Origin of the sequence: Arthrobacter humicola (assembly GCF_039531445.1) — a bacterium.
Taxonomy (GTDB): Bacteria; Actinomycetota; Actinomycetes; order Actinomycetales; family Micrococcaceae; genus Arthrobacter; species Arthrobacter humicola.
Genome location: NZ_BAAAQB010000008.1, coordinates 1 through 12,531 on the forward strand (window position 1 = coordinate 1; position 12,531 = coordinate 12,531).

General features: G+C 66.1%; 15 protein-coding genes. 9 read left to right on the forward strand and 6 right to left on the reverse strand.

Translation table 11 applies throughout. The features are described 5' to 3' along the window. Positions 1-202: 202 nt before the first annotated feature. Positions 203-610, forward strand: coding sequence for a VOC family protein (locus tag ABD243_RS02585; protein WP_116765250.1), 408 nt, complete (start codon positions 203-205; stop codon positions 608-610). Between the two features lie 570 nt (positions 611-1,180). On the opposite strand, the gene ABD243_RS02590 is transcribed toward ABD243_RS02585, so the two are convergent. Genes ABD243_RS02590 through ABD243_RS02600 form a run of 3 tightly spaced genes read right to left on the reverse strand, consistent with a single transcriptional unit; the run spans position 1,181 to position 2,770 of the window. Next, the gene (locus ABD243_RS02590; protein ID WP_344361761.1) at positions 1,181-1,576 is read right to left on the reverse strand and encodes an Asp23/Gls24 family envelope stress response protein; all 396 of its coding nucleotides are present in this window, start codon (positions 1,574-1,576) and stop codon (positions 1,181-1,183) included. Further along, entirely contained in the window at positions 1,569-2,183 is a 615-nt protein-coding gene (locus ABD243_RS02595; RefSeq protein ID WP_344361763.1) for an Asp23/Gls24 family envelope stress response protein, read from the reverse strand. Before ABD243_RS02595 ends, ABD243_RS02590 begins: the two co-directional genes overlap by 8 nt. Continuing rightward, the gene (locus tag ABD243_RS02600; RefSeq protein WP_344361766.1) at positions 2,174-2,770 is read right to left on the reverse strand and encodes an RNA polymerase sigma factor; all 597 of its coding nucleotides are present in this window, start codon (positions 2,768-2,770) and stop codon (positions 2,174-2,176) included. The genes ABD243_RS02595 and ABD243_RS02600 overlap by 10 nt, the downstream gene beginning before the upstream one ends. A 253-nt stretch (positions 2,771-3,023) precedes the next feature. Between ABD243_RS02600 and ABD243_RS02605 the strand changes: the two genes are divergently transcribed. From ABD243_RS02605 to ABD243_RS02625, 5 genes are read left to right on the forward strand one after another with little or no spacing between them, the layout of a single operon-like run. After that, positions 3,024-3,464: an Asp23/Gls24 family envelope stress response protein gene (locus tag ABD243_RS02605; RefSeq protein WP_344362097.1), complete on the forward strand. Its 441-nt coding sequence runs from the start codon at positions 3,024-3,026 to the stop codon at positions 3,462-3,464. Between the two features lie 58 nt (positions 3,465-3,522). Next, entirely contained in the window at positions 3,523-3,702 is a 180-nt protein-coding gene (locus tag ABD243_RS02610; RefSeq protein WP_344361769.1) for a hypothetical protein, read from the forward strand. Next, positions 3,699-4,151, forward strand: coding sequence for an Asp23/Gls24 family envelope stress response protein (locus ABD243_RS02615; RefSeq protein WP_344361771.1), 453 nt, complete (start codon positions 3,699-3,701; stop codon positions 4,149-4,151). Before ABD243_RS02610 ends, ABD243_RS02615 begins: the two co-directional genes overlap by 4 nt. Further along, positions 4,148-4,735 carry a DUF6286 domain-containing protein gene (locus tag ABD243_RS02620; RefSeq protein ID WP_344361774.1) on the forward strand — a complete coding sequence of 196 codons (588 nt, stop codon included), beginning with the start codon at positions 4,148-4,150 and terminating at the stop codon, positions 4,733-4,735. Before ABD243_RS02615 ends, ABD243_RS02620 begins: the two co-directional genes overlap by 4 nt. A 48-nt stretch (positions 4,736-4,783) precedes the next feature. Further along, entirely contained in the window at positions 4,784-5,401 is a 618-nt protein-coding gene (locus ABD243_RS02625; RefSeq protein ID WP_344361776.1) for an Asp23/Gls24 family envelope stress response protein, read from the forward strand. A 313-nt stretch (positions 5,402-5,714) separates the two neighbouring features. Here ABD243_RS02625 and ABD243_RS02630 read toward each other — a convergent pair whose 3' ends face one another. From ABD243_RS02630 to ABD243_RS02640, 3 genes are all read right to left on the reverse strand, one after another. Continuing rightward, positions 5,715-6,320: a TetR/AcrR family transcriptional regulator gene (locus ABD243_RS02630; RefSeq protein WP_344361779.1), complete on the reverse strand. Its 606-nt coding sequence runs from the start codon at positions 6,318-6,320 to the stop codon at positions 5,715-5,717. Positions 6,321-6,418: 98 nt separating this feature from the next. After that, the gene (gene paaK, locus ABD243_RS02635; RefSeq protein ID WP_344361782.1) at positions 6,419-7,747 is read right to left on the reverse strand and encodes a phenylacetate--CoA ligase PaaK; all 1,329 of its coding nucleotides are present in this window, start codon (positions 7,745-7,747) and stop codon (positions 6,419-6,421) included. A gap of 16 nt (positions 7,748-7,763) precedes the next feature. Next, positions 7,764-8,294 carry a hotdog fold thioesterase gene (locus tag ABD243_RS02640; RefSeq protein ID WP_344361785.1) on the reverse strand — a complete coding sequence of 177 codons (531 nt, stop codon included), beginning with the start codon at positions 8,292-8,294 and terminating at the stop codon, positions 7,764-7,766. Positions 8,295-8,504: 210 nt separating this feature from the next. On the opposite strand from ABD243_RS02640, the gene pta reads away from it, so the two are divergent. The 3 genes from pta (at position 8,505) to ABD243_RS02655 (ending at position 12,508) form a co-directional block, all read left to right on the forward strand. Then, positions 8,505-10,619, forward strand: a complete 2,115-nt coding sequence (pta, locus tag ABD243_RS02645; protein WP_344361787.1) for a phosphate acetyltransferase — start codon at positions 8,505-8,507, stop codon at positions 10,617-10,619. Between the two features lie 8 nt (positions 10,620-10,627). After that, positions 10,628-11,797, forward strand: a complete 1,170-nt coding sequence (locus tag ABD243_RS02650; protein ID WP_344361789.1) for an acetate kinase — start codon at positions 10,628-10,630, stop codon at positions 11,795-11,797. Between the two features lie 90 nt (positions 11,798-11,887). After that, entirely contained in the window at positions 11,888-12,508 is a 621-nt protein-coding gene (locus ABD243_RS02655) for a GNAT family N-acetyltransferase (protein ID WP_344361792.1), read from the forward strand. Positions 12,509-12,531 lie beyond the last annotated feature (23 nt).

Genomic DNA, 12,531 nt, shown 5'->3' on the forward strand with positions numbered 1-12,531 from the left:
CAGATCAAAGAACTCAGTACGCGCATCCAGGGAAAACACATTGACCATCAAACGCTCCATCAATCAGAGCGTTGCAGCGACCATATGACTTTGCCCCCGGAATGGCAGCCATAAGTGATAGGGCAACAGTGGTGGAGGGTGCGATTGGCAAGTTCTTTCCACCCCGCTCCGGCGTAAAATCGTGCTCGTAGGAGGTGGCGAAATGTCCCTAGTACTCAGTAAAGCCACAACGGTCCTGCCAGTCGATGATGCAGAGCGTGCCCGGCATTTCTACGCGGACACCTTGGGACTCCCGCACCGCGGCGTGGCTGAGGACGGAAGCGAAATGTTCGGCTCAGAAGGCGGCCCCATGCTGCAGCTGATGCCAGTCAAGGATGGGATGCATTCAGAGCACACCACCCTGAGTTTCGAAGTCAGCGAGATCGAACGCACCGTCAGGGAGATGGAAGCCAAGGGCGTAACGTTCCAGGACTACGATCTCCCGGATCTCAAGACCGAGAACCACATTTGCACAACGGATTCCGAGAAGTGCGCCTGGTTCATGGACTCGGAGCACAATATTCTCTGCGTGCACGAGAACATCACCACGGTAGCTGATTACCAGCTCTAACCAACAGCATTTCACCCAATACACCCGAGGGGAACAGCGTCCGGGCCTGCCGGGGCGCTGTTCTTTGGTCCGGGGAAGTTCGTCCGGGGAAGCTGCCGCCGTCATCGGCCGGGCGGGGGCCCATTGACGAGGACACGCCGGTTTTGCTCAGCGATACCGGTGCCGCCGCCGTGAAAGTGCCCCCGGACCGCTCGTGCGGGATCCGCGCCGGGCCACAGCCGGGGCAGGGGCGTGAGAAACGGCAACCGTTATGGGTCCCGGCGGTCTTTATTGGGGTCCTGGGCCGTTGGGTCCCCGTCCGTGGCCGGTCGTTTGTCATGTACCCGTTTTTCACCTCTGCGCCGGCCAAAAGACATCAGGGCGGACAGGACCGCCAGGACGACGACGATTCCGGCGATGATCAGGATGAGCTGAACCAGTTCCATTGTTGTGCCTCTTCCCGCTGTAATCCGTGCTGCCGGGTCTCTGCCGCCCTGCTGGCTATGAATACAAGGTGGCAGCGGGGTGGTGGAGCCGGCTAATGCCCCCTGGCTGCGCGGCCGGGTGGTGGAGCCGGCTATTGCCCCCGGGCTACAGCATTTTTGCGCCGCGGTGGGGCTCTATGGCGAGGATGGTGACGTCGATCGTGCCGGGTGTGAGGCCGGTGTGGCTTATGTTTTCACGCACGCGTCGTCGAACTGTTTCGGCGACGTCGAGGGCGGTGTAGGCGATGTCGGTGGCGATGTCGAGGTGGACGCGTGCGGTGCCTCCGCTGATTGTCGCCGTGACGCCGTTTTGCCGGTACGTGCCGTCCTGGCTGCCGGGATTGCGGAGGTTTTGCAAGGCGGCGGGACCGAGCCGCGCCAGGAAGCCTTGGATCGTGGGTTCAAGTCTGAGGACTCCGGGTGTTTCCAGTGTGGTGCGTGTGGCGATGGAGGCAATGAGCCGGCTGGTGATGATGGAGCCCTTGAGGGATTGGTCAGACATCGTAAAGGTCTTCAACAGTGATATTGACGGTTCCGGCGCCAATACCAACGCCGGCCGGAAGCGCGTTTCTGATCTCTTGTCGCAACGCCTCCATTGTTCGAGGGATGATGATCCCCCGGGCGGCGGCCACCCAAAGATTGACGATGAGGCGAGGACCATCATTGGTGGCGGTACCGGTGGTCCCGGAGGGGTGGTCTTCACCGGCGAGACTGGCGGTGCCGGAACGTATTTCGATCCGGCAGCGTCGTGAGTAGACGCCGGGGATCGCTGCCGCCGCGACGCGGATGAGGGAGCCCAAGGCCTGTTCGCTGATCTCCGTGGTGCCGTTGTCTGCGCTGCGCAGGAGGATACTGCTGCCGCGGCGGACTTCAGTGCGAGCCACATCCATGATGGCGTTTTCGATCCCGGGACGGGGTTTCAGTGCGGGATCGTGAAGGTCGCTTTCACGCAGTAAACGGGTTGCTTCGCCGAGTCTTTGCAGTCGGGTTCTGGCAGTTTGGCATTGTTTACAATGTTCTTCGTGTGCGGTGGGTGGCCGGTCGATGGTGGCCCAGATGCGGTCGATGCTTCGGCCGCAGCCGAGCCGGGGGATGTCTTCTAGCGCCATTCGCTCATCCCTTCTGCTATCTGGTGCCGTGCCCGGGCGAGTGTGCCGCGAACTGCTGTCGGGCTGATCTTCAGTGTGACACCAATCTCGGCGTAACTGCGTCCGTGCAGTTCCCGCAGCAGCCAGCAGGCCCTCTGTGCCGGGGGAAGCGTGTTTAGGACTGCGGTCAGGCCAGCCTGTTCGGCGGACCATTCAGCCTCATGGGACGGATCCGAACCGGCCGGCACCGCGCGGGCGCAGGCTTCGGGTATGGCGTCCATGTCCTCAGGTTGGATGCAGTTCACGGCATGGGCGGACCGCTTACGCAGCAGGTCCAGGCATTTGTTCGTCGCCAGCCGGTAGATCCAGCCACCGAATGCATCGACGTCAGCGAGCATGGGAAGACCGCGCCAGCCCGTTGTCAGAGTCTCCTGCACGATGTCTTCGGCTTCGCCATGGTCGTTGAGCATCCGATACGCCAGCCGAAAAATTCTGTACTGATAGGTGAGCACCAGGTGTTCGAATGCTGCCAGGTCGCCGTCCTGGGCGCGGGCGACGATGCTCCCTTCGTCCAGGTCCGGTTCGAAGCCGGGGCCATGATCACCCATGCGCTGTCCATCCCGTCCGGTGACTTACCGGTATCTGGCCAAATATGCCACAGCCGGGCGACGCCGGGAACCATGCCGAGGTTCCGGTGCCCAGGGAGGAAAATAATCCGCGCCATCACGTGACGTTTCCTGTCGGGTTTCGTCTTTATCGGTGTAAGTACGATCACCAGTCCACGAGGAGATGTTTTCCATGACAGAGACACCCAGAACCCCCGGAACTGCCAGCGGCGTCATGGCCACACCCGACGATCAGATGCGCGGCGGCGCGCCGGAACTAGTGAAGGCGAGGGACGCACTGCACACCGATCGCGGCGACACCACGATCGAGGAAACCGTAGTGCAGAAGCTGGCCGGCATAGCGACCCGCGAGGTTCCCGGTGTGTACGCCATGGGCAGTGCTGGCCGGCGGGCGTTCAGTGCACTGACGGAACGCATTCCCGGTTCCCAGACCAATGTCAGCGGCGGCGTCAGCGTGGAAAAGGGAGAACGTCAGACTGCCATCGACGTCTCCATTGTCGTCGACTACGGGTTCTCCGTGGTGGAGGTCAGCCAGGCCATCCGCCGCAACATCATTCAGTCCGTTGAGCGCGCGACCGGGCTGGAAGTGCTCGAAGTGAACATCAATGTCACCGATGTCCACCTGCCCGACGAAGAACACGAAGACCAGCAGGTCCAGAAGACCCAACTGCAGTAACCACCCGTCACAGAATCCTCCGCCAAGGGGAACGGGACGATGAGGAAAAAGGATGGCTATGTCTACTACACGTTGGTGCGTGACGATAGGACTAGTACTGGGAATCGTTCTGGGCTTCGGCGGCTGGCTGGCGCTGCTGTCCGCGGTGATCCTCGGATTTATCGGACTGCTGGTCGGCCGGGTCGCGGAAGGAAAACTCGACTTGCAGGCCCTGTTCGGTAGAGCATCGAGCCGATGAACCCGCCAGGAGCCCACGCCCTGCCGTTGCCAGGGGACGGGGTCGGGGGCGGGTCCTTGCCCGGGGCCGGGGATGCCGGCCCGGACTTCGTCGAGACGGGCACGCGGGGGCAGACCGTCCTGGCGGCCAGGGTGATCGAGAAAATCGCCGCCCAGGTCGCCAGCGACGAGTCCTCCGCCGGGGGTTCCTCCGGCGGATTTCTGGGTATCGGGAACCGTGCTGACCTCTCTGCCCGGCCCAAGGCATCCGTGGAACTGGCCGGGAACATCGCGACTCTAAAGGTCGAGGTCGGGATGCTGTACCCGGTGCCGTTACGGCAGGCCACCGAGGCTCTGCGCGGCCGGATCAGGACCAGGGTGACGGAGTTGACCGGAGTTGACGTCCGAGAGGTTGACATCAGGATCTCGTGGCTGACCACCGACACCAACGGACGAAGGAGGTTGCTATGAGCCGGCACGGCCAACGGTCCTCGCGCCTGCGGCACCGGCCCAGCCGCGCCGTCCCGTCACTCATCGCCGGAACCCTGCTTCTGGCCGTCGGCGTCGCCTTGGTCTGGCTGGCCATCACCCGGCTGGTTAACGGCACTTGGCCCACCCTCCTGCAGGGACCGCGCGACTGGCTTACCGCGCTGGCGTGGAACGACCCCGCCGTCGGGCAGATCGGGATAGCCGCCATACTGGCAGGGGTGATCCTGTTGCTGTGCGCCATCATTCCCGGAGGGTTCAATGCCCTCGCAATCGATGATTCCCGCAGCGGCGCGGGGGCCGAGGCGCCGCCGGTGCAGGAGCGGGAAACAGTGATGACCCGCCGCGCCGTCGCCCGCCTGGCGAAAGCCCGGTGCCTGCAGATCGACGGCGTCGGCTCGGCGGCGGCAACAGCCACCACCCGGCGCGTACACCTGAGCGTGAAGACTTCCCTGCACGAGCCGGGGGACCTGCGCACCAGGGTCATCGAGGCTGTCCGGGCCCGTCTGGAAGAAACCGGGCTCTCCCCGGTTCCGCAGGTTACCGCCACGGTCCGGTCCAGAGACTAAGACTATTCGCGCACCCGCCCGCCGCGACTATTTGAAGGATGGTTTCCGATGAGACAGACTGCAGGGACCCTGAACCGGATCTGGCTGGCAGTTCTCGGCATCATTGTCCTGGCCGTCGGTACTGCTCTGCTCCTGCAGTCCAACGGGACACTGCATGCTTTTTTGAACACCGCCCGCTTTTGGGAGTCCGTTGTCACCGGCGACCTGAACGCGTTCTTTGCGCAGCCGTGGGTGGCGGCCGCCCTACTGATCATTGGCGTCATCGTCGCGGTGCTCGGGCTGCTGTGGATCACCGCCCAGATCCCAAGGAAGAACACGGCCGGCGCCTACCGCCTCCATGGCGACGGCAGTCAGGGATTCACTCTCTGCGACCCGTCCGTCCTCGCCGCCGCCGTCGAAAACCGGATCAACACCCTCCCCGGTGTCATCAGTTCCGCGGTCCTGCTGAGAGGAACTGCCAGAGCCCCCGACCTGAGCCTGAGGGTGACGGTCAATGACAGGGCCGACGTCCAGGACCTCATCCACCGCATTCAAACATCCACCCTGCCGGAGCTCTCCTACGCACTGGAAGCGCCCCTGCAGCGCAGCCAGCTGCAGATCGACATCAGCGGGCGAACCCAAAGCACCGGAACCGTGGTGCATTCCACCGGCACTGTCGTCCAGTAGCGGCTGATCCTTTCATGCGACGAGGGCTCCTGTCGGATTCAGTAGTCGTCTGCGTCAGCCGGGCGAGGGCACATTGACCCGGACGCTCCAGTATTACTCGGCGAAACGGGTCACGCGGCCATCCGTGGATCTGTGCGGCGTCGAGGAACCGCTGGTCGTAGCTCCACGCGATGTTCCGGGGCGGGCTCGGCCGGCAGTTCCTGCTCCGGCACGGCAAAGATCGGGGTGATCCGCCGCGGTTCCCAAATCAGGCACGCCTGCAGCGTGTCGACGACGGCGATCCGGCCGCGCAGGGCGCAAGGAAGCGGGGGGCCTACTGCGGGACGTGGAGGCCGTGGAAGGCCATGGTGATGACGTCGTCGGCCAGCTTCTCCGGGGACAGCGAGCCGCCGGGCTTGTACCACTCGACGATCGAGTTGATGGTGCCGAACAGCAGGCGGGTGACGGTGCGGGGATCGATGTCCTGGCGCAGCGAGCCTTCGTCGCGGGCGGCGGATATGAGGGCCGCCACCTTGTGGTCGAAGGTGCGACGGCGTTCCAGCGCATTCCGCTCGATCTCGGTGTTGCCGCGCAGGCGCAGCAGCAGCGTGACGAACGGCAGCCGTTCCACCAGGACCGAGATGGTCTGACGGACCACGAATTCCAGCCGGGCCTCGGCCGAGCCGGTCTGCGCCTCGGGCCGGTCCAGGATGGCTTCGAGGCCGCCGAGGGCGTGATCCAGCGCGAGCTTGAGCAGATCGCCCTTGGACGGCACGTGGTGATAGATCGCGGACTTCGAGATGCCCAGGTTTTCGGCGAGGATGCCCATGGAGGTGGCATCGTAGCCGTGGCGGTTGAAGACGTCGACGGCGATCAGCAGGACCGACTGCTGGTCATAGCCGGGGCGGCCGCGCTTGGTGGTGGTTGCTGTGCTGGGCATACTCGCTAGTTTCTCATGAACGGTCGGTCAGCCCGGCCAGCCCGGCCCCGAAGGACGGGCGGGCCGGGCTGGCCTGGTGGCTGGACCGGCGGGCAGCGTCAGCCCTTGGGGCGCATGTCGTAGATCCGGCGCAGCTTCCCGTTGGACCGCTCCAGCGAGCCGGGCTCGACGACGTCGACGGTGCAGGAGGAGCCGACGTGGATCTTGATCTGCTGCTGCAGAACCTTGGCCGCGGCCGCCCCGCTTTCGATCGTGACGGTGTCGCGGCGTTCAATCTTGACGGTCATCTGGTCCATCCGATGGCCCTCGGGGCGGGTGAGCTCCAGTTGGAAGTGCGGGCTGAGCTCCGGGATGCGCAGGGCGATTTCCTCGATCTGCGAGGGGAACAGATTCACGCCGCGCAGGATGATCATGTCATCGCTGCGGCCGGTGATGCGGCCCATGCGGCGGTGTGCCGGCCGCGCGGTGCCCGGCAGGAGCCGGGTGAGGTCCTTGGTGCGGTACCGGATGATCGGCAGGGCTTCCTTGGTGAGCGAGGTGAAGACCAGCTCGCCGGGTTCGCCGTCGCCCAGCACCACGGAGGGGTCGAAGGCGTCGATGATCTCGGGACGGAAGTGGTCCTCCCAGATGTGGCTGCCGTCCTGCGTCTCCACGGCTTCGCCGGCCACGCCCGGGCCCATGACCTCGGAGAGGCCGTAAATGTCGCACGCCTTGAGGTTCATGGTCACCTCAAGCTCATGCCGCATTTCCTCGGTCCACGGCTCGGCGCCCAGCACGGCGTACTTCAGCGAGGTGGAGGCCGGGTCGATGCCCTGCTTGATCATGGCGTCGGCGATGGTCAGCAGGTAGGTGGGGGTGGCCAGGATGGCGTCGGGCTTGAAGTCCTGGATGAGCGTGATCTGGCGTTCGGTCTGGCCGCCGGAGATCGGTATGACGGTGCAGCCGAGGGCCTCGGCGCCGGCGTGGGCGCCCATGCCGCCGGTGAACAGGCCGTAGCCGTAGGCGTTGTGCACCTTCATGCCCGGCCGGACGCCGGAGGCGCGCAGCGAGCGTGCCACGAGCTTGGCCCAGTCGGCGAGATCCTTCTTCGTGTAGCCCACCACGGTGGCGCGGCCCGTGGTTCCGGAGCTGGCGTGGATCCGGGCGACCTCGTGCTGCGGCACGGCGAACATGCCGAACGGGTACTCGAGGCGGAGGTCTTCCTTGGTGGTGAAGGGGAACTTGCCGAGGTCGGAGAGCTCGCGCAGGTCGGTCGGGTGGACGCCGGCGGCATCGAACTTGCGCTTGTACAGGGGAACGCGGTCGTAGGCGTAGGCCACGGTGTGCTGCAGGCGGCTGAGCTGGAGCGCCTCGAGTTCGTCGCGGGAAATGGTTTCCTCGCGGTCCAGGACAGCGTCGGTAGTGGCGGCGGCAGTTTCTTGGGTCATCTGTGTTTCCCTGTTTCTATTTCTTGGAGATGGTGCGGCTGCGGCCGCGGAACTCAGCGACGAGTTCGCCCGGGGCGATGTCGGTGGGGAGTTCGCCCGGAACCGTGGCGGCGGGAGCCGGGCCGGCGGGTGCCGCCGTCGGAGTGCCCTCGCCTGGATCGGCGGCGTAGATCTGGATGTCGTAGAGGCCACTGCGCCCTGTGCTGGCGCGGCGGTTGGCGACGGCGGTCAGGACCTGGCCGCGGAAAGCCGGCTTGAGGAAGTTGATGTCGACGCCGGAAGCCACGGTGATTGTGCCCGAGTCGATCCCGGCTTCGCCCGGTTTCGGGTTGGCCGGGTTGCAGGCCAGCGCGAAAGCTGTGTCGCCGAAGGCGAAGATCATCCCGCCATGGGCCATGCCGAATCCATTGAGCATTTCCTGCCGGAGCGTCATGCGGATCGTGGCATGTCCGTCGTCCAGTGCCACAACTTCGATGCCCATCCACTCCGATGCGTAGTCGTCTTTGAGGATGGGGTGGGTGTCACCGGAAATCGTCACTTCAGCCATGCGTCGTTGCCTCCAGCTTTATTTACCGAATGTTCATTAGGTAATCCCATTTGGGTGCCCGCTGTCAAGAGCTGGCGGCCCATCCGCCCGAACATCAGGCATATTTCGGGACCTGCCCCGTGGGCTCCGGGCGCCGCATGGAGAAACTGCGGCAACTGGTGAAAGTATGGAGGGACGGAGCACCACCACGACACGACCTAAGGGCGGATCATGGCCAAGGGGATATACGTCAGCGCGACCACACCGGGATCCGGGAAGTCGCTCATAGCGCTGGGGCTGGCGGACACGCTGCACCGCCATGCTGACCGCATCGGCTTTTTCAAGCCGGTGGTTCACGGTAACGACGCCGCGGCGGACCCTATGGTGGCCCTGATGAAGGCCCGGTTCGACCTTGACGACCAGCGCTGCCGCGGCGGCCTGACGTTTACCGAGGTCCGCGGGCTGCTGGCCGAGGGAAACCGGGCGGAGATCGACGCCCGGTGCGTGGAGATCTTCGCCGAAATGTCACGCCACTGCGACGTGGTGATTGTGGAGGGAACGGACCTCACCGGCCAGGACGCCGCCGTCGAATTCGACCTCAACGCACGCCTCGCGAACAATCTGGGTGCCTCCATCGTGGCTGTGGTGGGCGCGAAGGGGCGGACTGTCGCGGAAGCGGCCGACGCCGTCGAGGTTGCCCGCAAGGAACTCCTCGCCGAACGCTGCACGCTCCTGGCGATCATGGTGAACCGGGCCGACCCGGAGGACCTGGACGGCATTGCCGCGGCCGTCCGCCCGGGCGCCTCGGGCCGGCCCGTGTACGTCCTGCCGGAGCTGGAGGCGATCGCCAGGCCGACCACCGGCGAGGTCGCCTCGGCCCTGGGTCTGGGCCAGGTCGCCGGGCTGCCGGACCTGGAACGTGACGTGCATTCGGTCAAAGTGGCGGCCATGAACGTCGCCAACTTCCTGCACGTGCTCGACGACGGCGCTCTGGTGATCGTTCCCGGTGACCGGGCCGACGTGCTGGTCGCCTGCCTGGCGTCGTCGTTCTCGCCCGAGTTCCCCGTCCCGTCCGCGCTGATCCTGACCGGCGGGCTGGCACCCGATCCCACCATCTACTCGCTGCTGGCGCAGGCCCCGTTCCCGATCTTCGCTGCCCCCGACGACACCTACGTGACCGCCAAGCGGGTCTCCGAGGTGCGCAGCGAGATCTGGTCCGGACACCGCCGCAAGGTGGCCTCCGCCCTGGGCCTGTGGGCCAGGCGGGTGGACGAGGCCGAGCTGCTGGAGCGGCTGCACCTGCCCCGGCCGGAACGGATGACGCCGCTGCGGTTCCTGCACGATCTCATTGAGCGGGCCAGGCTGCAGCGCCGGCACATCGTCCTGCCGGAGGGGAACGACGTGCGGATCCTGCGTGCGGCCGAGATTCTGCACCGGCGCGATGTCTGCGATCTCACGATCCTGGGCAACGAGTCGGCGGTCCGGGAGCTGGCGTCCACCCAGGGCATCGACCTCTCCGGCATGAGCATCGTGGACCCCGCGACGTCGGAGCTGCGCCAGCCGTTTGCGCAGAAGTACGCGGAGCTGCGGGCACACAAGGGCGTGGACCTCGCCCGGGCGCTGGAAGTCATGCTGGACGGCAGCTATTTCGGCACCATGATGGTGCAGCTGGGCGTGGTGGACGGCATGGTGTCCGGCGCCGCGCACACCACCGCCCACACCATCCGTCCCGCACTGGAGTTCGTCAAGACCCGCGACGGCGTGAAGATCGTCTCCTCCGTGTTCCTGATGCTGATGCCGGACCGCGTGCTGGTCTACGGCGACTGCGCGGTCAATCCGGACCCGAACGCGGAGCAGCTGGCGGACATCGCGCTGGCCTCGGCCGAGACCGCCGCCCAGTTCGGCGTGGAGCCCCGCGTGGCCATGTTGTCCTACTCCACGGGCGGATCCGGCAGCGGCGAGGCGGTGGACAAAGTCCGGCAGGCCACCGAAGCGGTGAAGGCGCGCCGCCCGGATCTCGCCGTCGAGGGCCCCATCCAGTACGACGCCGCCGTGGATGCCGCGATCGCGCAGTCCAAGATGCCCGGCTCAACCGTCGCCGGGCAGGCCACCGTGTTCATCTTCCCGGACCTCAACACCGGCAACAACACCTACAAGGCGGTGCAACAGTCCTCGGGTGCTGTCGCCGTCGGGCCCGTCCTGCAGGGGCTCCGTAAGCCGGTGAACGACCTCTCCCGCGGCTGCACCGTGGAGGACATCGTGAACACAGTGGCCATCACCGCCGTCCAGGCGCAGTCCGCGGAGATCCAGCCAGCAACCAAACTTCCCGTCGAAGCCAAGGCTTAGGAGGCCCCGTGCTCGTGCTCGTCATCAACTCCGGCTCATCGTCGCTCAAGTACCAGGTACGTGATGTCGAGGCCGGCAGCGTGCTCACCGAAGGTCTGGTCGAGAAGATCGGGATGGGCACCGGCGGTGAGGGGGACGGCCAGATCGAGGGCCCGCGCGACCACGCCGAAGCCCTGGAACAAGTGGACGCGGCCATCCACGCAGCCCTGGGGGACCGGGCCCTGGACGCCGTGGGCCACCGCGTGGTGCACGGCGGCGAACGCTTCGCCGAGCCGGTGCTGGTCAACAACGAGATCACCCGGGCCATCGAACGACTGAACCCGCTCGCGCCGCTGCACAACCCGGCGAACGTCCTGGGCATCCGCGCCATCTCGAAGAAGTGGCCGCAGCTGCCGCAGGTCGCCGTGTTCGACACCGCCTTCCACCGCACCCTGCCGGAGCACGCCTGGCGCTACGCGGTGCCGGACGAGCTTTACACGAACCACGGGATCCGCCGCTACGGGTTCCACGGCACCTCGCACGAGTACGTTGCGCACCGGGCGGCGGCGCTGCTGGACGTTCCGGTCGAAGAGTTCGACGCCGTCATCGCCCACCTGGGGAACGGCGCCTCGGTCACGGCCATCCGCGGCGGCCAGTCCATCGACACGTCCATGGGCTTCACGCCCCTCGAGGGACTCGTCATGGGCACCCGCTCCGGTGACCTCGATCCGTCCATCCTCGTCTTCCTGGGCCGGGCCGGCTGGTCCCCCGAGGACCTGGATTCGATGCTGAACCGGCAGTCCGGGCTCAAGGGCCTTGCCGGAAACAACGACATGCGCTCGGTCGTGGAGGCCGCGGAGGCCGGCGACGCCAAGGCGGCGATGGCCCTTGCGGTCGCGTCCTACCGGCTCGCGAAGTACATCGGCGGGTACCACGTGGCTGTCGGCGGCGCGAAGGCCCTCGTGTTCACGGCCGGGATCGGCGAGAACTCGCACCAGTTCCGGACCCTTGTGGCACAGCGGCTCGGTGCCTTGGGCGTGGAGCTCGACGCCGGGCTGAACCGGGAGCGGTCCAAAGAACCCCGCGTCATTTCCACCCCGACGTCGGCCCTGCCCGTTCTCGTCGTGCCGACCGACGAGGAACGCGCGATCGCCGAGGCGACGGCCGCCGTCGTCGCCCAGGCGTCCGTTGCTCCGTAGCCGCCCCAACTAGCTCGCAGCAGGGGTCGTTTTGAGCCCCCACAACGGCCTCAACTGCGAGTCAGTTGGGCGGAGGGTAGCGTTGGGGACATGAAGGAACCCACGCCCCTCCCTCCGCTGCCACTCCGCACCGAACGGCTGGTGCTGCGGCGCTTCGAAGCCGCCGACCTCGACGCCTTCCACGCGTACCACTGCCTGCCCGAGACCGCCCGGTTCCTGCCCCGCGAGGCCAAAAGCTATACCCAGTCGATGGAGACCGTGGGCAAGTACGCCAACTTCGAGTTCGAGAAGGAGGGCGACTGGGTTGCACTGGCCATCGAGGCCCAGGATTCGCCCGGGCTGCTCGGTGAGGTGGTCCTGAAGTGGCTGGAGGGGCCGGGCCAGGCCGAGATCGGCTGGAGCCTGGCACCGGAGGCCCGGGGACGGGGCATCGCGAGCGAGGCCGCCCGGGCGCTGCTCAAGCTGGGCTTCGAGGAGCTCGGCTTTCACCGGATAGACGCCAAGCTCGATGCCCTGAACACTGCCTCGGCGGCGCTCTGCGAACGGCTCGGCATGCGCCTGGAATCCACCCAGGTGGACAAGTGGCACTACAAAGGACAGTGGGCCACGGAAGTCGTGTACGCCCTCCTCGAGGAGGAATGGAAGGCCCGCAGGAGGTATACGGCGGTTGAGGGCTCCGGGACGCGCCGACGTGACGGAACGCCGACGTGACGGAACGCCGACATGACGGAACG

Bases quoted from the DNA above. Each gene is read 5' to 3' on its own strand.
- ABD243_RS02585 (WP_116765250.1), top strand. From the start codon at position 203: ATGTCCCTAGTACTCAGTAAAGCCACAACGGTCCTGCCAGTCGATGAT.
- ABD243_RS02590 (WP_344361761.1), bottom strand. From the start codon at position 1,576: ATGTCTGACCAATCCCTCAAGGGCTCCATCATCACCAGCCGGCTCATT.
- ABD243_RS02595 (WP_344361763.1), bottom strand. From the start codon at position 2,183: ATGGCGCTAGAAGACATCCCCCGGCTCGGCTGCGGCCGAAGCATCGAC.
- ABD243_RS02600 (WP_344361766.1), bottom strand. From the start codon at position 2,770: ATGGGTGATCATGGCCCCGGCTTCGAACCGGACCTGGACGAAGGGAGC.
- ABD243_RS02605 (WP_344362097.1), top strand. From the start codon at position 3,024: ATGCGCGGCGGCGCGCCGGAACTAGTGAAGGCGAGGGACGCACTGCAC.
- ABD243_RS02610 (WP_344361769.1), top strand. From the start codon at position 3,523: ATGTCTACTACACGTTGGTGCGTGACGATAGGACTAGTACTGGGAATC.
- ABD243_RS02615 (WP_344361771.1), top strand. From the start codon at position 3,699: ATGAACCCGCCAGGAGCCCACGCCCTGCCGTTGCCAGGGGACGGGGTC.
- ABD243_RS02620 (WP_344361774.1), top strand. From the start codon at position 4,148: ATGAGCCGGCACGGCCAACGGTCCTCGCGCCTGCGGCACCGGCCCAGC.
- ABD243_RS02625 (WP_344361776.1), top strand. From the start codon at position 4,784: ATGAGACAGACTGCAGGGACCCTGAACCGGATCTGGCTGGCAGTTCTC.
- ABD243_RS02630 (WP_344361779.1), bottom strand. From the start codon at position 6,320: ATGCCCAGCACAGCAACCACCACCAAGCGCGGCCGCCCCGGCTATGAC.
- paaK (WP_344361782.1), bottom strand. From the start codon at position 7,747: ATGACCCAAGAAACTGCCGCCGCCACTACCGACGCTGTCCTGGACCGC.
- ABD243_RS02640 (WP_344361785.1), bottom strand. From the start codon at position 8,294: ATGGCTGAAGTGACGATTTCCGGTGACACCCACCCCATCCTCAAAGAC.
- pta (WP_344361787.1), top strand. From the start codon at position 8,505: ATGGCCAAGGGGATATACGTCAGCGCGACCACACCGGGATCCGGGAAG.
- ABD243_RS02655 (WP_344361792.1), top strand. From the start codon at position 11,888: ATGAAGGAACCCACGCCCCTCCCTCCGCTGCCACTCCGCACCGAACGG.